A 21,136-nucleotide genomic window follows, 5' to 3' on the forward strand; every position below is an offset into this window, starting at 1 on the left:
CCCGTACGTCAGGAGTCTCAGTGGGCGCGCGGTGACGGACGGCGCAGCCCGGACCTGCCGTGCGCAGGCGCCGGGGGCGGACGACATCGCGTGGGACGACTCCCCTGCGTGTCGAAGTCCTCGTACCGCGAGCGGGCGTGCAACACCATGTGGTTGTCGAGTACCTGCAGATCACCGGGCTGGAGATCCAGTTCCAGCCGGACGGCGGGTGAGGCTGCCGTCGTGTCGATGAAGTCGTGGAGCTCCCTGTCGGCGGCGGCACGGGTGCCGTCCGGGCCACCACCCCGGGCACTGCGTGCACCGCTGTGCGCCGCGCCGGCCGTTGCCCTGTGCGGCCGCGCCGGGACACCGCTCTCACCCGCGCTGGGTGAGGCGAGAACCCCCGCGCTGCCGGAACCCTGGCCCTGGCGGGCGTGGACGCCTGCCGGGCGCACAGGCGCGCAGTCGTGGGAGGTCCCATGCACCCGTATCCCCCCATAGCGGAGCACGGCATGATCGGCGATCTGCAGACAGCGGCCCTCGTGTCCTCCGACGGAACCCTCGACTGGTGGTGCACGCCCCGCTTCGACTCGCCCAGCGTCTTCGCGTCACTCCTGGACAGCGAGCGCGGAGGACACTGCCGTCTGGCCGCCGAGCTCCCGAACGGCGACGGCATGACCACCCGGCAGCTGTACCTGTCCGACACGGCCATCCTGGTCACGCGGTTCATGGGGCCCGGCGGCGTCGGCGAAGTGGCCGACTTCATGGTGCCCATCGAAGTGCCGGCGCCCGAGGACACGCACTGTGTGGTCAGGGTCGCCCGTGTCGTGCGGGGCAGCATGGCCTTCACCTTCGCCTGCCGCCCACGCTTCGACTACGGCAGAACCCCCGGCACGCTCGCCCGCGCCGACGATCGTTCCGCGGTCTTCCGCGGACCGGGCACCGACCTGCACGTCCAGTCGACCACCGGATTCCCGCTCGTCGCCGCCGAAGGCGACGTCAGCGCCCGCTTCACCCTTTCGGCCGGCCAGGCCGCCGCGGCCGTGCTGACCAGCACGGCAAGCGGCGCTCCCGTCCCTCGCAGCCCTTCCCTCGAAGAGGTCGCCGACGCATTCGAGACATGCCGTACGTACTGGCTGTCGTGGCTGCGTGCCTGCACGTACCGCGGCCGATGGCAGGGCGTCGTCAACCGATCGGCGATCACGCTCAAGCTCCTCACCTACCGCCCCACCGGGGCGCCCATCGCCGCCGCGACGATGGGACTGCCGGAACAGATCGGCGGTGAGCGCAACTGGGACTACCGCTACACATGGATCCGTGACGCCGCGCTCTCCGTCAGGGCACTGATCGACTTGGGATTCCACGAAGAGGCGCAGGCTTTCCGCCGCTGGCTGCGCGACCGCATCGAGGCCGGGCCCACCGCCTCCGGCGACCCCCTGCAGATCATGTACCGGGTCGACGGCGACCCCCACCTGACCGAAGAGGTCCTCGACCACTTGGAGGGCTATCAGGGGTCGCATCCGGTGCGGGCCGGAAACGCCGCCGCCGGTCAGTTGCAGCTCGACATCTACGGCGAGGTCTCGGATGCCCTGGTCGTCGGTGGCGACATCGGCGCGATCCGTGGGTGGAAGGCGCTCAGCGGCGTCCTGGACTGGCTCGCCGACCACTGGGACCGACCGGACGAAGGCATCTGGGAAACCCGCGGGGGACGGGAGAACTTCACTTTCAGCCGGCTGATGACATGGGTGGCCTTCGACCGCGGCATCGATGCGGCCACCCGCTTCTCCCGCCCGGCCGACGTCGGTTGCTGGACCCGCGCCCGGGACGCGGTCTTCGAGCAGATCCTGGAGCACGGCTGGCACGACAAGCGGCGGGCCTTCGTACAGCACTACGACACCGACGTCCTGGACGCCTCACTCCTGCTCATGCCGAAGGTCGGCTTCCTCACGCCGCGAGACCCCGACTGGCTCAGCACCCTCGACGCCATGGACGAGGAACTGGTCAGCGACAGCCTCGTCTACCGGTACGACCCCGTCGCATCCCCCGACGGCCTGCGCGGTTCGGAGGGGACCTTCAACCTGTGCAGCTTCCTCTACGTCGAGGCCCTTGCCCGCAGCGGCAGGCTCAACGAGGCCCGGCACGCCTTCGACAAGATGCTCACCTACGCCAACCACGTCGGCCTGTTCGCCGAGGAGATCGGTCCCTCGGGTGAACAGCTCGGCAACTTCCCCCAGGCGTTCACCCACCTCGCTCTGGTCACCGCGGCCATGGCGCTCGACCAGGAACTGGGCAAGGCCGAGACCCGGCCCCCGACCGGCGATCACCGGCATCCGGCGACCCATGGCCTCACCACGCCCCCCGAGGACGCGACCGGGGGCACGAGTGGTTGAGACGGCCGCGCGGAAGGAGCCGGCAGGACACGGGCGCGTCCTGGCCGCCCTGGCCCTAGCCCAGTTCATCTGCAGCTTCGCCGGCTCCAACATGAACGTGATGATCAACGACATCAGCACGGACCTGCACACCACTGTCCAGGGCGTACAGGTGGCGATCACAGTCTTCCTGCTGGTGATGGCAGCGCTGATGATCCCCGGCGGCAAGCTGACCGACCGTTACGGCCGCAAGCGCTGCTTCCTGACCGGCCTCGTCGTCTACGCTGCCGGCGCCCTGCTGAGCGCGGCATCCCCAGGGCTCGGCGTCCTGATCCTCGGTAACTCGATACTCGAAGGCGTCGGCACAGCGCTGCTCATCCCGCCCGTCTACATCCTCACGACTCTTCTGTACCCGGACGTGACCTCCCGTGCCCGCGCCTTCGGGGTCATCATGGCGCTGGGTGGCATCGGCGCTGCCGCCGGGCCGCTGATCGGCGGACTCATCACCACAGGCTTGAGCTGGCGCGCGGCCTTCGTGTTCCAGGCCCTGGTCATCGCCGTGATCGTCGTTCTCAGCCGCCGCATCGACGATCCGCTCCCGCCCGATCCGACCCGCTCCTTCGACACCATGGGAGCGGTCCTCTCCGCCGCCGGTCTCGTTCTCGTCGTCATGGGCATCCTGGCCGCTGACAACAACATCTGGCTCACGATCGCCCTGCTGGTCCTCGGCGTACTCGTCCTGTGGTGGTTCCTCCGCTCCGTACGCGCCAAGGAAGCCTCCGGGCAGGAGCCACTGCTGTCGCTCACCCTGTTCCGCAACCGCACGTCCAACCTCGGGCTCATCACCCAGAACATCCAATGGCTCATGCTCCTGGGCTCGTCCTTCACGGTGGCGGCCTACCTCCAGGTCGTACGCCACTACGACGCCATACAGACCGGTGTCATCTTCACCGCGGCCACGCTGGGGCTGCTGGTCACGTCGCTGTCCGCCCAGCGACTGGCCGAGCGGCGTTCCCAGCGCACGCTCATCATGGCCGGCTTCGTCGTCTGCATCGTCGGCGTAGCGGTTCTGATCGCCCTGGCCGCCGCCTTCTCGACCGCCTGGGCCTTCGCCCCCGGACTCCTGCTGATCGGGCTCGGTCTCGGCGTCATGCTGACCCCGTCGGTCAACGTCGTGCAGTCGAGCTTCCCGGAGCAGCAGCAGGGGGAGATCTCGGGCCTGTCCCGCAGCGTGTCCAACCTCGGTTCCTCCTTCGGCACGGCCATAGCCGGCACCATCCTGGTCTCCGGGCTGACCAGGGGCGCCTACGCCGCTGCGATGACCGCACTGGCCGTCGCAGGGCTCGGCGGCCTCGCCGCGGCAGCGCTTCTCCCGCGGGGGACGAGTGCATGCCACCTCACCCGTTCCGGGTGAGGTGGCATGGGCTTTTGACGTGCGCAATCTATAGGTGGCGGAGCCGATGTCCGAGGACCGTAGGGGAGTGACGACCATGGGCTCGCAGATGAACCTGGCGTACGACTACCCGCTGCTGAGCGCCTTCTGGACCGTCCTGTGGATCGGCTTGTGGGTCATGTGGTTCTTCCTGCTGTTCAGAATCGTCCTCGACGTCTTCCGCGATGACGATCTGGGCGGGTGGGGGAAGGCCGGCTGGCTCACTTTCATCATCGTGCTGCCGTTCCTGGGTGTTCTCGTCTATCTGATCGCCCGTGGGAAGGCCATGGGCCGACGCGGGGTGGCGTACGCGCAGGCGCGGCAGAAGGAGTTCGACGCCTATGTCCGCGAGGCGGCGAGCGGTGCGCGGCCCAGCAGCGCCGACGAACTGGCGAAGCTGTCCGCGATGCGGGAACACGGCGACATCACGGAGGAGGAGTTCGTCCGTGCGAAGGAACTGGTCCTGAGCGGCGGCCGTGGTGGTGTCTGACCGCGTCACGGGCCTTTCGACACCGTTGGATCTCGCTGGTCCGACGAAGCATGCAAGGAGGCAGGTCATGAGTGCGACACACGCAGCCCGCCCGGAGTCGGCGAAGCAGCAATGGGCCAGCGGTCTCATGCTGTTCGGCGCCGTCATGCTGATGATCTGCGGAGTGCTCGACATCTTCCGCGGCATCATGGGCATCGCCCAGGACAACGTGTTCGTCACGACGTACGGATACGTCTTCCAGTACGACCTCACCGGCTGGGGCTGGATCCACCTCATTCTCGGGGCGGTCGCCTTCGTGGTCAGCCTGGGCCTGTTCCAGGCGGCGACGTGGGCTCGGGTCGCCGGCGTGGTCATCGCCGGATTCCTCATCCTCGCCGACTTCCTCGCCCTGCCGTACTACCCGTTGTGGTCGATCGTGTCGATCGCGATCTCCGGATTCGTGATCTGGGCGCTGTGCGTCGTGCGGACCGAGCGACCCACGGCCGGTTTCCGATAGGCCGAGGCGCCCGTTGCCCGGCACGTCTCCCGCAGCATGAGGCGAACGCCCGTGGCGTGGGCCCGCCTGGTCCTCCTCGCCCTCGTGGGCAGCGTGCTCGTGCTGCTCGTCACCGCACGGCTGAAAGGCCGGCTCTGGGTGCTCATCGGCGTGGCGGCTGCGGCCCTCACGGCCGCCGGTCTGTGGTGCGTCCTCGCCCACCCCGGAGTTCGCACTCACCCCGACGGGGCCCTCCGCCGCGCGCCGCCGTGAGCCCAGGCCGGTGCCGGCGGCGCTGCATCCGTGGGTCGTGATGAACCCGCGCTCCGGCGGGGGCAAGGTGGACCGCTTCCACCTGGTCGAGAAGGCGAGGGCGGAGGGCGCCAGTGTCGTCGTGCCGGATCCGGCGCGCCACCAGGACGTGGCGGACCTGGCCCGCCGTGCGGTGGCCGAGGGAGCCGATCTGCTCGCGGTGGCCGGCGGGGACGGCACCCAGGCCCTGGTCGCCGAGGTCGCGGCCCGGCATGGCGTGCCCTTCATGGTGATCCCGGCCGGAACACGCAACCACTTCGCCCTCGATCTCGGTCTCGACCGCGACGATCCGTCTGCCGTGGTGCGCGAACCCTCCTACAGGGACGCCAAGTTGCGCACGGCGCTGGAGGAGCTGCCGGCCCTCTTCACCGGCCCCCGGACACCACGGCTGCGCGTGCGTGCCGGGCACACGCGGATCGGGGGACTGCAGGCTCTGCTCGTCAGCAACAACCCCTACCGACCCGTGGCCGTCGACTCGGCGCATCCCGGACTACGGGAGAGCCTCGACTCCGGACGTCTGGGGGTGTTGTGCGTGCGCGTCGACGCCCGCCGGGCGGCCCGGCTGGCGACCCGGCTCCTGGGGTTCGGGCGGTCACCGGGCGTGACCCGGCTGACGGCCTCCGAAGCAGTCGGTTCAGCACCGGGGCTCGAACGTGTGGAGGGTGTCCTGGCCCGGGCGGACGATGCCGTAGGTGCTCTCCGGAACCCTGTTCCAGGCTCCCGGGAGGTCGCCCAGGGGCTCGGAGACGACAAGGCGGGTCTCGTCCGAGATCTCCCGCAGGAACGAGGTGTCCGGGTGGAGCGCGCGCAGGGCGTCCACCTTGGTGCTGAAGTACAACGACCGTGAGGCGCCCTCGCTGGAGTAACGGAAGGCCCACAGACTCTCACCGTCGGCCACGGCGACCGTCATCTGCAGGGGGTGTTGCACGCCGTACCGGTGACCCGTGCTCTCGACCAGACCGGCCATGCGCGCCACGGCGTCCGGCGGATCGTCCGCGAGGCCGAACGTCAGGGCGAGGAAGAACATGAGCTCGGAGTCCGTGGACCCTTCGATGTCGGGGTAGAGGACGGGGTCGACGGCCAGCGCGAGGTCACGCCTGAGCCGGTGGAACTCGCGGATCACGCCGTTGTGCATCCACAGCCAGCGGTCCTTCCGGAAGGGATGGCAGTTGGTCTGCTGCACGGCTGTTCCGGTCGTGGCCCGGATGTGGGCGAAGAACAGCCCCGAGCGGACGTGGTGGGCGACCTCCTGGAGGTTCCGGTTGTTCCACGCCGGGCCGACATCCCGCACGACAGCAGGCGTGTCAAGGCCCGGGCTGTACCAGCCGACCCCGAAGCCGTCGCCGTTGGTGGTCTCCACCCCCAGGCGGGAGTGCAGGCTCTGGTCGATCAGGCTGTGTTCCGGCTGGAACAGGACCTGGCTGAGGAGAACAGGCGTACCCGAGTAGACGATCCAGCGGCACATGTCCGAACCCACCTCCCTACGGCGGCGGACGGGCCCCGGCTGTGCGGTGTGCGCCGCAGGGGACGCTGTGGTCGGAAGAGGGTGATGCCGCCTGTGTGGTCCAGCCGGGTCACCACAAGTATGGGCTGCTCCGACGGTTGCGGCACGCCCAGGTGGTTCCGTGGATCGTCCGGGCTTGTCAGTGCTGCGAGCGAACGGCGCGATGCTTGGCGAACTCGTGTCCGACGACGGCACCGAGGTGGATGACCACACCCACCGCCACAAGCCAGGACAGAATGACCATGACGACGCCCACAGGGCCGTATTTCTGGTTGTTGGCCACGATCGTCTCGGAGAAGAAGCGAGAGGAGAACCACCCGAGGCCGGTCCAGGCGACGCCGGTGGCCACAGCCGCAGGCAGGAGGAAGCGCCAGGTGACCGCTCCGGTGAGCAGCAGTCGCATGGTCCCCCACCAGAAGAACAGCGCCAGGACGAAACCGGACAGGCTGCTCAGCTGCGGTCCGAGTGCTGCGCCGATCCCGGCCCGGGCCGCGCCGTAGGCGACCAGCACCGTCAGCCACGCGAGCTGGGCCCCCAGGTCCCGCCACCAACGCGGGGGCACGTCGAAGAGGAACTGGTACCAGCCCTGCAAGGTGCCGGCTACGGCGACCGCCCCCGCGATCAACAACAGAGCGCTCATCAGCGTGAGCGTGACCGAACCCGGACTGGGTTTGAAAAGACCGGCCAGGGCCTGCGCCGCCTGCTCGTTCAGCCCGAGCCATCCCGCCATGACCTGCGCGGCGTCCTGGCCGAACGCAGCAGTGACAAGGATCAGGAACGGGAAGAAGCAGAGGAAGGCGAGCGACGCCAGCTGGAACGAATGGCTGAAGAAGTCCGCCGCGCTGAGGCGTCCCCACAAACGTCCCGCCGCACTTGCCTCGAAGCGCCCGCCCGCCGCCTGCCATGCGCGGCTCAGCCGAGTCCAGTACGGGGGACTGCCGCGGCCTTTACCTGGTGATCTCCGCCAACCTTCCACATCAGGCAGTACACCGTGCCGAGCGGCTGGTGTCGCGCAGGCTCGATGGGCACCGGCCTGCAGGCGTCCTTACCCGCTCCCGCCGAGGGTGGCGAGCTGGGGGCCTTCCTCATCGACGCGCTCGTACGTCAGGGTGGTGTCACCGTGGCGGACGGCGACCTGTCGCTGTCCCCCCGCAGTCCGGTTGCGGCGGCCCCCGCATGTGAGAGGCATGATCGCTGAACACGGTCGGCGCGGCATCGGGTGGAGTCGCCGACGTCTCGGACCTTTGCGTCGTCATGCACCGCCGGCTTTGTCGCCCTGCAGGCGTCGGCAAGACGATCACGACAGCATGGTTCGAGGCTCAGACTTATCGGTCTGGTCATCTCTCGTCGCGCCGCACCCCTCGGCTCGTGGACGGCTTCGAGCGGATGTGTGGGCCCGTCGGTGCTACGGCGAGGTGGGCAGGTGCGGGGAGCGGAGGACGAGCAGCGTGATCTCGCTGGGGGCGAAGACGCGGAAGGGCGGGCCCCAGAAGCCGGTGCCGCGGCTGGTGTAGAGGAGGGTGCGGGTGCCGTGGTGGCTGAGGCCGGCGAGGGCGGGCTGGTCGATGCGGACGAGGTGGTGGAAGGGCCAGATCTGGCCGCCGTGGGTGTGGCCGGAGAGCTGGAGGTCGATGCCGGCGGCTGCCGCCCGGTCGACGAACTTGGGCTGGTGTGCCAGGAGCAGGACGGGCAGGTCGGGGTCGGCGCCGCTCAGGGCTCCGGCGAGGTGGGCGCGGTGGCCTGCCAGGCCGGACGACTCGGCGGTGACGTCGTCCACCCCGGCGACCACGAGGGTGTCGCCTCCGCGTTCGAGCAGCAGATGGCGGTTGCGCAGCGGTTCCCAGCCCAGCTCGTCCATCAGGTCGACCCAGCCCTGGGCCTGGCTGTAGTACTCGTGGTTGCCGGTGACGTACACGCGGGCATGCGTGGCCCGCACGGTTCCGAGGGGGACGGCCTGGGCGCGGCGGCGTTCGGCCGTGCCGTCCGCGATGTCGCCGGTGTGGCAGACCAGGTCGGCCTCCAGAGCGTTCACCGTCTCGCACACCCGCGCCGACCAGCGGGCGCGGTCGAGTGGGCCGTAGTGGGTGTCGGTGATGAGGACGACGCGGAGGCCGTCCAACCCGGCACCCAGTCGCGGGAGTTGCACGTCGAGTCGGCGCACGCGTGGCACGCGGCGGGCCTCGGCGTACCCCCAGCCGAGCAGCACCGCGGTGACGCCGAGGACGGCCCAGGTGACGATCCGGGCCCGGTCCTGGCTCTCGCCGACGCCGGCCACGGTCAGGGCGAGCCGCAACAGGACGCCGAGCAGAACGGACCAGGTGAACAGCACCCAGCTGGTGCCCAGCAGGGTGTCACCGACGATCGCCGCCCGGTCCTGCTGACGTGGGCCGTGGCCGCGCATCATTGCGAGCGGCATACCGATGAGGCCGAGGGTGAACAGCGCGGTGCCGGCCGGCGTGACGGGCAGCGGCCAGTGCTGGCCGGTGTACAGGAGCACCCAGCAGGGCACGGCCCACAGCAGGACGGGGGCGATCCGGGGGATGTAGCGCATCAAGTGGTGCAGTCGGCTCTGCCGCGGAGCTTGCGCTTCACCCTCGGCGGGCCGGGTGCTGCTGGTCTCGGTCACGCTTCCCCTCCCTGACCGGGCAGACGTCTCGCGCACTGTATCCGGTCAACCCTGGGGGCCGACCGGACGGGCGTTCACGGGCGACCTCTCTGGGCATGAACCGCCGTCAGGGTTCCGTCCGCGGGCACGCTGTTCATGCACGCGGAGAGCGGCTGTCACACATTGATTCGTCAGGTGCTCCTGGGCCGCGGGCGGGCCGTGACGCCGACTCGTACGGGTTCCGTCTCCCATCGTCGAAGGCTCCCGTGAAGACCCCGGGCGCGACCGCCGGGCCCACCAACACCTTCTCCGAGATCTCGACCCACGCGGACTGCAACAGCGGTCTCGTCTCCGGTGGTGGCATTGGCCAGGCCATCGGCACCGGTACGTCGTCCACCGGCAATCACGTGAACGGCACCGAGCCCAGCTCGGACGGTTCCACCGAGTACACCGGCACCGCTGGCCTCGTCGGCACCGACAACACCCACCGCCTTCGCCAACGCCTTGTACGACGCGACGGGCATCCGCTTCACCGGGCGAGTCCTCACTCTGACCGCGACCTTCATTGCCTCCCGCTCGACCCCTCCACCACGAACGGAAGCTCGCCCCGGACCGGGCGCGGACGCTTCCCCGAGGCGGACGAGGTCGTCGTCGACACAACGAGCGGCTGCGGAAGGCCGGCGTCACCGAACGGGAACCGGCCCGCCTGTGGTCGCCCATCGGACTCGGCCTCTGTGCCTCAAGTGACGGGGATCTCGATGCGCCCAGGGCCGCTGATTCATACCCTGATCCCATTCGCTGGTCGGGGTCGGGCGGGCGTAGACCGGGAACTTCGGTCGTTTACTGGCGCTCCGTCAGCAAAGTCCGCGAGCGGTCAGCGTAAAGCGCTCCTCGGCCGGTGGACGTCTGCCGTGGAGCGGGCTGCTGTAGGGTGCAAGAACAGCCCTTGACCTGCAATAAGCGGGCAGGGAGCGAATTTCGGGAGTTCTGAATGCTGCGTACTCTGTTCAAGTCCAAGATCCACCGCGCCACCGTCACCCAGGCCGACCTGCACTACGTGGGATCGGTGACCATCGACGCCGACCTCCTCGACGCCGCCGACCTGCTGCCGGGCGAGCTGGTGCACGTCGTCGACATCACCAACGGCGCCCGGCTGGAGACGTACGTCATCGAGGGCGAGCGCGGGTCCGGGGTGATCGGGATCAACGGGGCTGCCGCCCATCTCGTGCATCCCGGGGACCTGGTGATCATCATCAGCTACGCCCAGGTCACCGACGCCGAGGCGCGGGAGCTGACGCCGCGCGTCGTGCATGTCGACGCCGGCAACCGGATCGTCTCCCTCGGCGCCGACCCGTCGGAGCCGGTGCCCGGCTCCGACCAGCAGCGCAGCCCGCAGGCCGTCGGGGCCTGACCGACGGGCTCCGAGCGCGCGGTGGCTCCTCCTGCCGGGTGAGTGGCCGCGCGGGGGCCGGGTAGGCGGGGGAGTAGTCCAGAGGCGACGTTCAGCGACTGCCCGGAGGACGCCATGACGTACCCGCATTCCGACCCGGTCCCGCCGGGGCCGACACCGGGTCCGGGTCCCACCACACCGGACCCGTACCCGAGCCCCGTCCCGCCGCCCGAGCCGGGCCCTCAGCCCACACCGCCCCCACCGGGCCCCGATCCGACCCCACCCCCGGCACCCCCGGCCCCCGGCCCCCCGGAACCGTCACCGTCGCCGATCCCGCCGGGCCCGGAGCCGGTACCGAACCCCGAGCCAGGCCCACCCCTCACCTGACCACGCGGGGCAGCAGTGCCCCGACGAGCCGCGGGGTCGCATCGATGTGCGGCCCCGCCGCGCGGGTGCGACCAGCCACAGCGCACCCGCACACGCCGGCCGTGGGTTCCCCGCGGCCCCTCAGGCGGAAACCTCCGACCGATCCCCTCCCCACAGCGTGTGGAACGACCCCTCCCGGTCCACCCGCCGGTACGTGTGCGCCCCGAAGAAGTCCCGCTGCCCCTGCGTCAGAGCCGCCGGCAGGCGACGTGCCCGCAGCGCGTCGTAGTAGGCCAGTGCCGCCGCGAAGCCCGGCGTCGGCACGCCCTGCCGCGTCGCGGCGATCAGCACCTCCCGCCAGTCGTCCTGGGCGTCGGCGATCTCGCGCGCGAAGGTCTCGTCCGACAGCAGGCTCGGCAGATCGGCGCGGGCGTCGTACGCGGCGCGGATCCGGTCCAGGAACGCGGCCCGGATGATGCAGCCGCCGCGCCAGATCGAGGCCACCGCGCCGAGATCGATGTCCCAGCCGTACTCCTCGCTGCCCGCGGTGATCTCGTGGAAGCCCTGCGTGTACGACACGATCTTGGACGCGTACAGCGCCTGCTCCACCCGGTCCGCGAAGGCGGCCGCCTCCTCCTTGCCCAGCGGCACGGCCTGCGGGCCCGCCAGCCCCCGCGAGGCCTCGCGGAGCCCCGCGTGGCCGGACAGCGAGCGCGCGAAGACGGCCTCGGCGATGCCGGACACCGGCACGCCCAGGTCCAGCGCGATCTGGACGGTCCAGCGGCCGGTGCCCTTCTGCTCGGCCTGGTCGACCACCACGTCCACGAACGGCTTGCCGGTCGCCGCGTCCACGTGCGACAGCACCTCCGCCGTGATCTCGATCAGGTACGAGTCCAGGCGGCCCGTGTTCCACGTACGGAAGATCTCCGCGATCTCGGCGGGGGAGTACCCGGCGACCTCGCGCAGCAGCTGGTACGCCTCGCCGATCAGCTGCATGTCGGCGTACTCGATGCCGTTGTGGACCATCTTCACGAAGTGCCCGGCGCCGTCGGGACCGCAGTGCGTCACGCAGGGCGCGCCGTCCGCGGCCTTCGCGGAGATCTTCTCCAGCATCGGTCCGAGGGAGTCGTACGACTCCACCGAACCGCCCGGCATGATGCTCGGCCCGTGCAGCGCGCCCTCCTCGCCGCCGGAGATGCCCGTGCCGACGAAGTGGATGCCGCGCTCGCGCAGCTCCCGCTCGCGGCGCCGGGTGTCCGCGAAGTGGGCGTTTCCGCCATCGATGATCATGTCGCCGGGTTCGAGGAGCGGCGCGAACTCCTGGATCACCGCGTCCGTGGGCTCACCCGCCTTCACCATGATCACCAGGCGGCGCGGGCGCTCCAGCGCCGCCACGAACTCCTCGGCGGTCTCGGCCCCGATGAAGTCGCCCTCCTGCCCGAACTCCTCCACCAGCGCCTTCATCCGCGACGCCGTACGGTTGTGCACCGCGACCGTGTAGCCGTTGCGGGCGAAGTTCCGAGCGAGGTTGCGGCCCATGACCGCGAGGCCCGTGACACCGATCTGCGCTGAAGTGCTCATACCGCCTGCTCCCTAGCTGCTTCGTGACTACGGCTCCGTCAGCACGGTTCCGCGACCATCCTGACGTGCCGCCACGGCGAGTGCACATCCGACCCGCCATGCCTTCAGTACGACGCGAGACCGCCTGAAGCCTCAGCGAACGGGAGGCCCGGCCAACGAAGGTCCCTTCCCGGCCACTTGGGCGCTGCGGGAGGCCGGTTTTCCGTCTTGTCATGGCCTGTTCGGGGCGCTTACTTTTGCCCCCTCCTGACGCATGCCGAGGGGAATTCGGACATGGCCGTACGCGGCCGGCATCGCCGGTACCAGCCGAACAGGATCAACCGCGCCTCACTCACCGTCACGGCGGGCGGCGCCGGCCTCGCGATCCCGCTGGTCGCCGCCGGCCCGGCCGACGCGGCCGACGCCTCCACCTGGAACAAGGTCGCCGCCTGCGAGTCCAGCGGAAACTGGAGCATCAACACGGGCAACGGCTATTACGGCGGGCTGCAGTTCACCCGGTCCACCTGGGAGGCGTACGGCGGCACCCGGTACGCCCCGCGCGCCGACCTCGCGACCAGGGACCAGCAGATCGCCGTCGCCGAGCGGGTCCTCGACGGGCAGGGGCCGGGCGCCTGGCCGGTGTGTTCGGTGCGGGCCGGGCTGACCCGGGGGGACGCGGATCCCGGCATGCACGTCGACAGCACCACCACGCGCCCCGTGAAGGGCGCCGCGCTGAAGGACGTACAGGCGCACAGCACCCCGCAGTCGCGCGCCGGCCGGGCCGAGATGTACACGGTGGTGCACGGCGACACCCTCTCCGGGATCGCCGAGGAGCACCATGTCCGCGGCGGCTGGCGCGGGCTGTACGCCGGCAACCGCCGGACGATCGGCGCCGATCCCGACCTGATCCTGCCCGGCCAGCGACTCACCCTGCGTGGCGCGGCCACCACGGGCACCAAGTCCCCGGAGAAGAAGGCCCCTTCGGAGCACAGGCCGGCACCGCACCGGACGAAGAGCACGGGGCGTACGCTCGTCGCCCCCGTGGACGCACCCATCGGCACCGGGTACCGCGTGGCCGGCTCGCACTGGTCGAAGGGCTACCACACCGGCGTCGACTTCCTCGTGCCGACGGGCACCTCCGTGCAGGCCGCCGAGGCCGGGCAGGTGGTGGCCGCGGGGTGGGGCGGCGCCTATGGCTACCAGGTGGTGATCCAGCACGCCGACGGCCGCTACACCCAGTACGGCCACCTGTCGGCCATCTCCGTGCGGATCGGGCAGAACGTCGCCACGGGCCAGCGCATCGGCCGTTCCGGAGCCACGGGGGACGTCACCGGCCCGCACCTGCACTTCGAGGTGCGGACCGGGCCCGGCTTCGGCACGGACATCGACCCGCTCGCCTATCTGCGGGCCGGCGGGGTCAGGATCTGACGCGCGTACCGTGCCCGTGCAGGACCGGCAGTGGTGCCCCGACGCGCGTGGGCAGCGCGAGGTACGGTGCGGACAGCGAGCGGAGATCCGGCGGTTCGCCGCCGGCACCCTGCCCGCCGGGGCCCGGTCCCGGAACCCGGCGGCCGACCGGGCCCGGCACGAGCAGGTCGCGCAGCACCGGCGCGTCGGACGCGCCGCCGGCCTCGGGAAGCCCGTCCCGCTCCGGCCCGGCCTGCGCCGCCGCTCGCTGCTGGGGTACGGCGGGGAACGCTTCCGCGCCGGAGACCGGTTCCGGGCCGCCGTCCGGCAGGGCGGGCGGCTCGGCGCGCTCGATCCGCTCGGTCGTCAGCATGATCAGCCCGCCCGCCGCCACCGCCCCACAGCTCACGGCGAGGGCGGTGCCCTCGCCGCCGTGGCGGAACGTCTCGCCGAACATCAGGATGCCGACGGCGGCCGCCAGCACCGGATTGACCACGGTCTGCGTGGCCAGCGGTGCGGCCAGGCCGCCGCCCCGGTAGGAGGCCTGGGACAGCACGACACCGCCGACCGCGAACAGGGCGATCACCGCGAGGGAGGGCAGGTCGTCCCCGTCGAAGCCGTGCGTCCAGTCGACGGCGACGGTCTTGGTGAACACCGACGACATGCCGAACGCCGTGCCGGAGGCGGTGGCGAGCAGCACGCTGCGCACCGCCGGGTGCCGGTGCGCCGCCAGCCCGACGAACGTCAGCGCCACGACCGCACCCCCGGTGACCAGCGCGACCGCCACCCGCTGGCCCATGGCGAGGGAGTGGCCGTCGGAGGACCCGACCAGGGCCAGCAGACCGGCGAGGCCCACGGTGGCCATGACCGCGCCCCGCCAGGCGGTCGCACCGGCCCTGCGGCCGACGCACAGCGCCGCCATGGGCAGGGCGAAGACGATGGTCAGCGCGCCCAGCGGCTGTACCAGGCTGAGCGGGCCGTAGGCCAGCGCCACCACGTGCAGCACACCGCCGAGACCGTTGAGCGCCAGCGCCCCCCACCAACCGGCCCGCCGCAGCGGCAGGTACGCGCTGCCGGGGGAGGAGACCGCCACCTGCTCCTGCACGATCGCGCCGGCCGCGTAGGCGAGGGCGGACACGAACGACAGCAGCACGGACAACGCGAGGGCGCTCATCGGCGTCTCCTGTGCGGGCGGCGGGGGCCCTGAGCCCGGCGCGACGTACGGTCGGCTTCCATGGCCAACACTCTGCCCGGCCGCGCTCTTCCCGTCGTCGTCCCTGAGCACTCAATGCCTCCTACTGCCGATGGAGTACACCAGCCGCGCGATCATCCTTGCGATGGGTGACGGAAGACCGACACCTCGTGTCGGGGCCCGGGAACGCGCCTGATACCAGTACTGGTCGTGGACCTCGACCCTGCTCTCGCCGCCCTCCGCCCGCTCGGCGGCTTCTTCGTCCTGCGTACGCTGCCCGGCCCGGCCGGAGCCACGGACGGACCGGACCCCGGCCGACTGCCGACCCTCGCCGAGGCCTACGAACGGGTGGGTCCGGACGCGTTGGCGGTGCGGGTGGCCGTGGTCGCGGACCGGCTCCGCACCGGCGAACCACGCGTGGCCGCCTCCATCGCCCAGCAGGGCCTCGCCGCCCGGCTGTGGTCGGTGGCCCTCGGCTGTGCCGTCCGCTACGGCCGGCTGCCCGACCTCGGCCCGCACCTGCTGCGCTGGGACCCGCTCGCCGCCGCCCCCGACGACCTGTACCTGACCGAGCTGCGCCCGCGGCCCGGGGACGCCGCCGACCTCGCGGCCGCCGTGCTGCACGGACACCTGGAGCCCCTCACGCGGGCACTGACGGCCGGTTACGGCAGCGCGCCCGGACTGCTGTGGGGCAACGCGGGCTCCGCACTCGCCGGAGCCGCCCGCGAACTGGACCGCTGGGCCCGCGCGCACGGCCGTACCGATCTGGCCGACCGGGCCCGCGCGCTGACGGACGAACTCTTCGCCCAGCCCCTCCTGCGCGCCACCGGCACCCGCACCGGCACGGCGTTCCGCCGCCGCAGCTGCTGCCTGTACTACCGGGTGCCCGGCGGCGGGGTCTGCGGAGACTGCTGCTTCCCCCGGCCGCCGCGCTCTTCCCCAGGGGCCGCTTCTGGGTGACCCTGAAGGGAACCTGCCGCCGGTACAAGGGGGTTGTCGGGTGCGAGTGGGACTGCTGACACGGGAGTACCCCCCGGACGTCTACGGCGGCGCCGGTGTCCATGTGGAGTTCCTGGCCCGGGAGCTGACCTCCCTGGTCGACCTGGAGGTGCACACCTGGGGCGAGGGCCGCGGCGTGGGAGTCGTACGCCACCGTCCCTGGTCCGCGCTCGACGGCGCCAACGACGCGCTGCGCACCCTCTCCGTGGACCTGTCCATCGCCGCCGCCCTCGAGGGACGCGAACTCGTCCACTCCCACACCTGGTACGCGAACCTCGCCGGCCACGTCGCCAAGCTCCTGCACGGCGTCCCGCACGTGGTCACCGCCCACTCGCTGGAGCCGCTGCGGCCCTGGAAGGCGGAGCAACTGGGCGGCGGATACGCGCTGTCGAGCTGGGCCGAACGCACCGCGATCGAGGCCGCCGACGCGGTGATCGCCGTGTCCGGCGCCATGCGCGAGGACATCCTCGCCTGCTACCCGGCGCTCGACCCGGCCGCCGTGCACATCGTGCACAACGGCATCGACACCCGCCTCTACCTGCCCCACCACGGCACCGACGCCCTCACCCGGCACGGCATCGACCCGGCCCGCCCGTACGTCCTGTTCGTCGGCCGGATCACCCGCCAGAAGGGCGTGCCCCATCTGCTGCGCGCGGCACGGGACATCGACCCGGGCGTCCAGGTCGTGCTGTGCGCGGGCGCCCCCGACACCCCGGAGATAGACCGGGAGTTCCGCGAGCTCTTCGAGGAGCTGAGCCGGGCCCGTGCCGGGGTGTTCTGGATCCCGCAGATGCTGCCGCGCCCCGAGGTGATCCAACTCCTCACGCGCGCCGCCGTGTTCGTCTGCCCCTCGGTGTACGAACCCCTCGGCATCGTCAATCTGGAGGCCATGGCCTGCGGCACACCGGTCGTGGCCTCCCGGGTCGGGGGGATCCCGGAGGTGGTGGACGACGGCCGTACCGGTGTGCTGGTCGACGTGGACGAGGAGTTCGAGACGCGTCTCGCGCATGCCCTGGACTCCGTCCTCGGCGACCCGGAGGCGGCCCGGCGGATGGGGGAGGCCGGACGGGAGCGCGCGGCCTCGGAGTTCGGCTGGGACACGGTGGCCCGCCGCACGGCCGCGTTGTACGAGGAGATCCTCAAGCAGGCTTAGTCCCGTCCGCTCGGGGCAGCCATGGTTCAACCAGGGTGAGGGGAGCGGCCATGCGTCGTGGAGGGCCTTCCGTACTCGGGATCGTACTGGCGGGCGGCGAGGGAAAGCGTCTGATGCCGCTGACCGCCGACCGCGCCAAACCAGCCGTCACCTTCGGCGGCACCTACCGCCTCGTCGACTTCGTCCTGTCCAACCTCGTCAACGCCGACGTGCTGCGCATCTGCGTGCTGACCCAGTACAAGTCGCACTCGCTGGACCGGCACATCACCACCACCTGGCGGATGTCCAGCCTGCTCGGCAACTACGTCACACCGGTCCCGGCCCAGCAGCGCCTCGGCCCGCGCTGGTACCTGGGCAGCGCCGACGCGATCCTGCAGTCGCTGAACCTGGTCCACGACGAACAGCCCGAGTACGTGGCCGTGTTCGGCGCCGACCACGTCTACCGCATGGACCCGCGGCAGATGCTCGCCCAGCACATCGAGGGCGGCGCGGGCGTGACGGTGGCCGGCATCCGGGTGCCGCGCGTGGAGTCCTCCTCCTTCGGGGTGATCACGCCGGGGTCGGACGGCCGTACGGTGCAGCGTTTCCTGGAGAAGCCCGCCGATCCGCCGGGCCTGGCCGACGACCCCGAGACCGTCTTCGCCTCGATGGGCAACTACATCTTCACCACCAAGGCGCTCGTCGAGGCGCTGCACCGGGACGCCGAGGACGAGAGCTCCGTGCACGACATGGGCGGTTCGATCCTGCCCCAGCTCACCGTGCGCGGCGAGGCCCAGCTCTACGACTTCAACGACAACCACGTGCCCGGCGAGACCACCCGCGACCAGGGCTACTGGCGGGACGTGGGCACCGTGGACGCCTACTACGAGGCGCACATGGACCTCATCGCCGAGCGCCCCGCGTTCAACCTCTACAACCGCCAGTGGCCCATCTACACCCACTCGGGCCAGCTCTCCCCGGCCCGCTTCAACGCGGGCGGCATCGCGAGCGAGTCCATCATCAGCGCCGGGTGCCTGATCCGCGGTCAGGTCACCCGGTCGGTCCTCTCCCCGGGTGTACGGGTCGACCCGGGCGCGGTGGTCCAGGGCTCGGTGCTGCACGACAACGTGCGCATAGGCCGGGGCGCGGTGGTGCGCGGTGCCGTCCTGGACAAGAACGTCGAGGTCCCGCCCGGCGCGACCATCGGCGTCAACCCGGAGCGGGACGCGGAGCTGTACACCGTGTCCAAGGGCGGCGTGATCGCCCTGGGGAAGGGGCAGCGGGTGCCCTAGGGACAAGGCCCGCGGCATGCGGTGTGCCCGATGCGGTTCCGGCCGGATGAGCCCGGTCGGTGAGCTCGGCGCGTCGCGCGCAGCCACTGGCGCTCTGACGCCCCGTCATCATCCAGCCGGTGCCCGGCGCGACGCGTTCGCCCGATAACCGTACCTTGCCCGGTTCTGAGTCGTTCGACCTTCAGGATGCAGACATCGATGTCGAACCTGCGGAGGTCATGCGACATGAGAGGGACCCGGCGCACGCGGCTGTGCCTGGCCGGGGTGATGGCAGCGTCCACGCTGATCGCCACCCCCGCCGCACGGGCCGCCGAGCGGACCGACGGCCACCTCACCGACCTGGTCAACCCGTTCATCGGGAGCCAGGACGAGGGCAACACCTTCCCCGGCGCGGCCGTGCCCTTCGGCATGGTCCAGCTCTCCCCGGACACCGGGCACAACACCGGCTACGACTACACGCAGAACCGGATCCGCGGCTTCTCCCTGGTCCATCTCTCGGGCGTCGGCTGCCGCATCGGCGGCGACCTGCCCGTGCTGCCCACCACCGGTGACGTCACGCAGACGGACTACACCCGGTACGCGGCCGGCTTCTCGCACCAGGACGAGACCGCGAGCCCCGGCTACTACCGGGTCGACCTCTCCTCCGGCATCCGTGCCGAGCTGACCGCCACCGAGCGCACCGGCGTGCAGCGCTACACCTTCCCCGCCACCGACAAGGCCAACGTCCTGCTGAACGCGGCCCAGTCGCTGCACAAGGGGGTCTCCAGCTCCGTCGAGATCCTCGACGACCACACCGTGCGCACCGAGATCACCGGGCACGGCTTCTGCCGGGACACCGGCCCCTACACGGTCTACACGATCACCCGCTTCAGCCGGCCCTTCACCGCGTACGGCACCTGGGACGGCGCGACGCTCAGCCCCGGCTCCCGCAGCGGACCCGGCGGCGCCTACGTCCGCTTCGACACCACCAAGGACCGTAGGGTCGAGGCGACCACCGCCCTGTCGTACGTCGACGCGCGCGGCGCGGCCGGCAATCTGGCCGCCGAGGGCGGACGGTCCTTCGACGCGGTGCGCGAGCGGGCCCGCGGGGAGTGGGAGAGGCGGCTCGCCGCCGTCCGCGTCCAGGGCGGCGCCCCCGCCCTGCGCCGGACCTTCTACTCCTCGCTGTACCGGTCCTTCCTCGCGCCGAACGTCGGCAGCGACACCGACGGCCGCTACTTCGGCTGGGACCGCCGTGTCCACCGCGCCCAGGGCTTCACGTACTACCAGAACTGGTCGCTGTGGGACACCTACCGCACCCAGGTCCAGCTGCTCGCGCTCCTCGCGCCGCGCGAGACCCGGGACATGGCCCGTTCGCTCGTCGCGGTCGACGAGGACGGCGGCTGGCTGCCCAAGTGGGGGTACGGCCCGGTGGAGACGAACGTCATGAGCGGCGACCCCGTCACCCCCTTCCTGACCACGGCCTACCAGACGGGTCTGCTCAAGGGCTTCGAGGAGCGGGCCTACCGCGCGCTGAAGAAGAACGCCGACGGCGTCCCGCCGCCCACGTATCCGGGCATCGGCCGGGAGGCCAACGCCGAGTACCTCGCGCACGGCTACGCCCCGTTCGACAAGGACCGGCCGTACGCCAAGATGGGCGACTCCGACTACCACCACGGCGCCTCCGTCACGCTGGAGTACGCCCTCGCCGACGCCATGCTGGCCCAGATGGCGCGCGGCCTCGGCCACGACGCCGACGCCGCCCGCTACGCGGCACGGGCGCAGAACTACCGGAACATCTTCGACCCCGCGACCGGCTTCTTCCGCGCCCGCGACGCCTCCGGCGCCTTCACCGGCTCGGCCGATCCGGCGAGCGGCAACGGCTTCCACGAGGGCACCGCCTGGCAGTACCAGTGGCTCGTGCCGCAGGACGTGCCCGGCATGGTGCGGCTCATCGGCGGCGAGCGCGCGGCCAACGACCGGCTGGACTCGTTCTTCGCCTACGACCGCCTGCTGGCCGACCCCGGGAAGACCGCCCGCGAGGTGTGGGTGCACGGCGACGCGTACGCGTACTACAACGCCGACAAGTACAACCCGATGAACGAGCCCGACCTCATCGCGCCGTACACCTACCTGGCCACCGGTCAGCCGTGGAAGACCACCGACGTGGTGCACGCCGCCCTCACCCTCTTCACCGACGGGCCCGGCGGCATCACCGGCAACGACGACCTGGGCACGATGTCCGCCTGGAACGTGCTGTCGTCCATCGGGCTGTTCCCGATCCAGCCCGGCTACGGCACCTGGGGCCTGTCCACGCCGGTCTTCGACCGTGTCGACCTCACCCTGGACCGCCGCTACTGGCCGAGCGGCCGGCTGACCGTCGCCGCGCCGGGCACCTCCGCCACCGACCGGTACATCCAGAGCGTCCGCACCGACGGAACACCGCATGGGCAGACCTATGTGACGACGGGTGCGCTGCGCTCCCTGCGCTCGCTCGCGTTCACGGTCGGCCCGCGCCCGTCTGAGTGGGGTACGTCACGGGGGGCGGCACAACCGGTCCTGAACTGACCTCACGTATCCCTAGGTCCCGCCCCTGCCGCAGGGGCGGGACTTAATCTTCTGTTAACTGAGCGTAGCCTGATCGTACTTGACC

General features: G+C 71.2%; 17 protein-coding genes and 1 pseudogene. 12 read left to right on the forward strand and 6 right to left on the reverse strand.

Going from position 1 to position 21,136, the window contains the following annotated elements; all coding sequences use genetic code 11:
- Nucleotides 1–17 precede the first annotated feature (17 nt).
- Nucleotides 18–488, reverse strand: coding sequence for a TauD/TfdA family dioxygenase (locus ACFYZB_RS11460; protein WP_388757090.1), 471 nt, complete (start codon nt 486–488; stop codon nt 18–20).
- Between ACFYZB_RS11460 and ACFYZB_RS11465 the strand changes: the two genes are divergently transcribed.
- The 6 genes and pseudogenes from ACFYZB_RS11465 to ACFYZB_RS11490 all read left to right on the forward strand — a co-directional run.
- Nucleotides 459–2,369, forward strand: coding sequence for a glycoside hydrolase family 15 protein (locus ACFYZB_RS11465; RefSeq protein ID WP_388757093.1), 1,911 nt, complete (start codon nt 459–461; stop codon nt 2,367–2,369). The genes ACFYZB_RS11460 and ACFYZB_RS11465 overlap by 30 nt on opposite strands.
- On the forward strand, nt 2,320–3,762 hold the full coding sequence (locus tag ACFYZB_RS11470) for an MFS transporter (protein WP_388757096.1): 1,443 nt from the start codon (nt 2,320–2,322) through the stop codon (nt 3,760–3,762). The genes ACFYZB_RS11465 and ACFYZB_RS11470 overlap by 50 nt, the downstream gene beginning before the upstream one ends.
- A 76-nt stretch (nt 3,763–3,838) precedes the next feature.
- Nucleotides 3,839–4,270 carry an SHOCT domain-containing protein gene (locus ACFYZB_RS11475; protein ID WP_388757443.1) on the forward strand — a complete coding sequence of 144 codons (432 nt, stop codon included), beginning with the start codon at nt 3,839–3,841 and terminating at the stop codon, nt 4,268–4,270.
- A gap of 67 nt (nt 4,271–4,337) precedes the next feature.
- The gene (locus ACFYZB_RS11480) at nt 4,338–4,766 is read left to right on the forward strand and encodes a hypothetical protein (RefSeq protein WP_388757099.1); all 429 of its coding nucleotides are present in this window, start codon (nt 4,338–4,340) and stop codon (nt 4,764–4,766) included.
- A 51-nt stretch (nt 4,767–4,817) separates the two neighbouring features.
- Entirely contained in the window at nt 4,818–5,018 is a 201-nt protein-coding gene (locus ACFYZB_RS11485; RefSeq protein ID WP_388757102.1) for a hypothetical protein, read from the forward strand.
- Between the two features lie 40 nt (nt 5,019–5,058).
- Nucleotides 5,059–5,295: pseudogene (locus ACFYZB_RS11490) on the forward strand (diacylglycerol/lipid kinase family protein); the annotation flags it as partial.
- A 396-nt stretch (nt 5,296–5,691) separates the two neighbouring features.
- Here the strand turns inward: ACFYZB_RS11490 and ACFYZB_RS11495 are convergent.
- The 3 genes from ACFYZB_RS11495 to ACFYZB_RS11505 form a co-directional block, all read right to left on the reverse strand.
- A complete protein-coding gene (locus tag ACFYZB_RS11495; RefSeq protein WP_388757105.1) occupies nt 5,692–6,522 on the reverse strand; it encodes a class II glutamine amidotransferase in 831 nt (276 codons plus the stop codon).
- 178 nt (nt 6,523–6,700) lie between these two features.
- Complete coding sequence (locus ACFYZB_RS11500) at nt 6,701–7,537, reverse strand: YhjD/YihY/BrkB family envelope integrity protein (RefSeq protein ID WP_388757108.1); 837 nt, start codon at nt 7,535–7,537, stop codon at nt 6,701–6,703.
- A gap of 429 nt (nt 7,538–7,966) precedes the next feature.
- On the reverse strand, nt 7,967–9,187 hold the full coding sequence (locus ACFYZB_RS11505) for a metallophosphoesterase (protein WP_388757112.1): 1,221 nt from the start codon (nt 9,185–9,187) through the stop codon (nt 7,967–7,969).
- Nucleotides 9,188–10,157: 970 nt separating this feature from the next.
- On the opposite strand from ACFYZB_RS11505, the gene panD reads away from it, so the two are divergent.
- Entirely contained in the window at nt 10,158–10,577 is a 420-nt protein-coding gene (gene panD, locus ACFYZB_RS11510) for an aspartate 1-decarboxylase (protein WP_351208448.1), read from the forward strand.
- Between the two features lie 486 nt (nt 10,578–11,063).
- On the opposite strand, the gene gndA is transcribed toward panD, so the two are convergent.
- Nucleotides 11,064–12,503 carry an NADP-dependent phosphogluconate dehydrogenase gene (gene gndA, locus ACFYZB_RS11515; RefSeq protein ID WP_388757116.1) on the reverse strand — a complete coding sequence of 480 codons (1,440 nt, stop codon included), beginning with the start codon at nt 12,501–12,503 and terminating at the stop codon, nt 11,064–11,066.
- A gap of 273 nt (nt 12,504–12,776) precedes the next feature.
- Here gndA and ACFYZB_RS11520 point away from each other — a divergent pair, with 273 nt between their 5' ends.
- Nucleotides 12,777–13,910, forward strand: a complete 1,134-nt coding sequence (locus tag ACFYZB_RS11520; RefSeq protein ID WP_388757119.1) for a transglycosylase family protein — start codon at nt 12,777–12,779, stop codon at nt 13,908–13,910.
- On the opposite strand, the gene ACFYZB_RS11525 is transcribed toward ACFYZB_RS11520, so the two are convergent.
- Nucleotides 13,900–15,063, reverse strand: coding sequence for a DMT family transporter (locus ACFYZB_RS11525; RefSeq protein ID WP_388757122.1), 1,164 nt, complete (start codon nt 15,061–15,063; stop codon nt 13,900–13,902). The genes ACFYZB_RS11520 and ACFYZB_RS11525 overlap by 11 nt on opposite strands.
- 228 nt (nt 15,064–15,291) lie before the next feature.
- Between ACFYZB_RS11525 and ACFYZB_RS11530 the strand changes: the two genes are divergently transcribed.
- The 4 genes from ACFYZB_RS11530 to ACFYZB_RS11545 all read left to right on the forward strand — a co-directional run bounded on the left by ACFYZB_RS11530 (nt 15,292) and on the right by ACFYZB_RS11545 (nt 21,051).
- Nucleotides 15,292–16,041 (forward strand): (2Fe-2S)-binding protein, encoded by a 750-nt coding sequence (locus tag ACFYZB_RS11530; RefSeq protein ID WP_388757126.1) that lies wholly within the window; start codon nt 15,292–15,294, stop codon nt 16,039–16,041.
- Between the two features lie 40 nt (nt 16,042–16,081).
- Nucleotides 16,082–17,233 carry a glycogen synthase gene (glgA, locus tag ACFYZB_RS11535; RefSeq protein ID WP_388757129.1) on the forward strand — a complete coding sequence of 384 codons (1,152 nt, stop codon included), beginning with the start codon at nt 16,082–16,084 and terminating at the stop codon, nt 17,231–17,233.
- Nucleotides 17,234–17,283: 50 nt separating this feature from the next.
- On the forward strand, nt 17,284–18,504 hold the full coding sequence (gene glgC, locus ACFYZB_RS11540) for a glucose-1-phosphate adenylyltransferase (protein WP_388757132.1): 1,221 nt from the start codon (nt 17,284–17,286) through the stop codon (nt 18,502–18,504).
- Between the two features lie 225 nt (nt 18,505–18,729).
- Nucleotides 18,730–21,051, forward strand: coding sequence for a GH92 family glycosyl hydrolase (locus tag ACFYZB_RS11545; protein ID WP_388757135.1), 2,322 nt, complete (start codon nt 18,730–18,732; stop codon nt 21,049–21,051).
- The last annotated feature ends 85 nt before the right edge of the window (nt 21,052–21,136 follow it).

Origin of the sequence: Streptomyces sp. NPDC001852, assembly GCF_042891825.1 — a bacterium.
Classification (GTDB): domain Bacteria; phylum Actinomycetota; class Actinomycetes; order Streptomycetales; family Streptomycetaceae; genus Streptomyces.

Excerpts from the sequence above, each read along its gene's own strand:
- gndA (WP_388757116.1), bottom strand. The coding sequence starts at position 12,503 with ATGAGCACTTCAGCGCAGATCGGTGTCACGGGCCTCGCGGTCATGGGC.
- ACFYZB_RS11470 (WP_388757096.1), top strand. The coding sequence starts at position 2,320 with ATGGCCTCACCACGCCCCCCGAGGACGCGACCGGGGGCACGAGTGGTT.
- ACFYZB_RS11480 (WP_388757099.1), top strand. The coding sequence starts at position 4,338 with ATGAGTGCGACACACGCAGCCCGCCCGGAGTCGGCGAAGCAGCAATGG.
- ACFYZB_RS11520 (WP_388757119.1), top strand. The coding sequence starts at position 12,777 with ATGGCCGTACGCGGCCGGCATCGCCGGTACCAGCCGAACAGGATCAAC.
- ACFYZB_RS11525 (WP_388757122.1), bottom strand. The coding sequence starts at position 15,063 with ATGAGCGCCCTCGCGTTGTCCGTGCTGCTGTCGTTCGTGTCCGCCCTC.
- panD (WP_351208448.1), top strand. The coding sequence starts at position 10,158 with ATGCTGCGTACTCTGTTCAAGTCCAAGATCCACCGCGCCACCGTCACC.
- ACFYZB_RS11495 (WP_388757105.1), bottom strand. The coding sequence starts at position 6,522 with ATGTGCCGCTGGATCGTCTACTCGGGTACGCCTGTTCTCCTCAGCCAG.
- ACFYZB_RS11545 (WP_388757135.1), top strand. The coding sequence starts at position 18,730 with ATGAGAGGGACCCGGCGCACGCGGCTGTGCCTGGCCGGGGTGATGGCA.
- ACFYZB_RS11465 (WP_388757093.1), top strand. The coding sequence starts at position 459 with ATGCACCCGTATCCCCCCATAGCGGAGCACGGCATGATCGGCGATCTG.
- glgC (WP_388757132.1), top strand. The coding sequence starts at position 17,284 with ATGCGTCGTGGAGGGCCTTCCGTACTCGGGATCGTACTGGCGGGCGGC.
- ACFYZB_RS11475 (WP_388757443.1), top strand. The coding sequence starts at position 3,839 with ATGGGCTCGCAGATGAACCTGGCGTACGACTACCCGCTGCTGAGCGCC.